This window comes from Pseudonocardia oceanicola (genome assembly GCF_047200735.1).
Lineage (GTDB): Bacteria > Actinomycetota > Actinomycetes > Mycobacteriales > Pseudonocardiaceae > Pseudonocardia.
The window spans coordinates 1-1,289 of sequence record NZ_JBJZON010000071.1; the positions used below are offsets into that span (position 1 = coordinate 1).

1 protein-coding gene is annotated in these 1,289 nt (G+C 72.6%); it reads right to left on the reverse strand.

All coding sequences use genetic code 11. The features are described from left to right. Positions 1–89: 89 nt before the first annotated feature. Positions 90–1,289: IS1380 family transposase (locus tag ACL02T_RS34835; RefSeq protein ID WP_412835083.1), on the reverse strand; the 1,200-nt coding region annotated here is incomplete at its 5' end.

Genomic DNA, 1,289 nt, shown 5'->3' on the forward strand with positions numbered 1-1,289 from the left:
CAGTTCGGCCGAGGTCGCTCGGGTGGGCGCCGGGTCCACGGTCCGGTCGGGGTTCCTGGGTCGTCGGGGCGCTGCGGTGGGGCTGGTGCTCAGCCGGGGACGGCGAGTGCGCGGAGTCGGGTGAGGCCGTCGCAGAGCAGCCCTGACCAGGGTGAATGCGCTGGGAGGTGGAGCACGGTCCGGCGGGCGTGGCGGGCGATCTGGGCCGGGGTGGACAACAGCCGCAGCCGGAGTCGTTTCGGTTCCCACCGCCGCGCGGGATGTCCGGTGTAGGCGAGCAGCTGGGTCCAGGCGGTGATCTCGCAGGCCAACGCTACGACCGCGCACCAGATGCGGTTCTGGTCGAGTTCGTGCAGCGGCAGGTTCGTGAGCCCGGTGTCCTTCGCGGCACGGATGCGGTCCTCGGCGCGGGCTCGGCGGCGGTGCCGCAGTTCGAGGTCGGTGAGCTGACGCCCGGGTCCGCCGGGGCGGGTGTTGGTGACGAACGCGGTGTAGCGCAGCCCGTCGGGGTCGGTGATCCGCAGCTGCGCCCCGGGATGTGGGCGCTCTCGGCGCACGATCACCCGCATCCCCTTGGGCCAGGACGACAGGTTCATCAGGCCGGTGGCCTCGATGACCCAGGCTCCGGGCCGGGGTTCTCGGTCGGCGTCGAGAGCAGCCTGCCAGTCGCTGTCGGGCAGCGCGGCGAGCTGGTCGACCAGGTCCTGGGTCAGCCCGAACCCGACCGAGTAGGACAACCGTTGCCCGTGAAGCCAGTCGAGCAGTTCATGGGAGGCGCCCGCGCCGTCGATGCGGATCAGCACCTTCCGACCGGGCCGCCGTCCCGTGCGATAGCGGGGAAGTTGGCGCAGCGCGGCACGGATGACCGTGATGTGGTCCGCGGCGGTGTTCGACCCGGCGTTGCCGGGCCGCAGCAGCTGCGCGAGCGGCTCCCCGGTGCCATCGGGGCCGTGGTCGACGAACGTCCACAACGGATGATGACCGAACCCCTTCTTGAACGTCGGCGCGGCGCCCTCCTTCTCGCTGTGGGCGGTGACCAGGGTGGCGTCGGCGTCGATGACCAGCGGTCTCGCCGCGTCGGTGTCATGGTCGGGGGCATGCTCGCCGGCCAGCTCCCACGCCCTGGCCCGAGCGGTGGCGCGGGCGGTGTCGATCGCCGCCAGCGCGGCGGTGGCATCGGCGGCGAGTCGGTCGATCGTGCGGGACACCGTCGGGTCCGACGCGACCGGTCCGAACAGCACCGGCTCGGCGCGCAACAGCGCGATATCGGCCAGGCAGTCCCCGCCCAC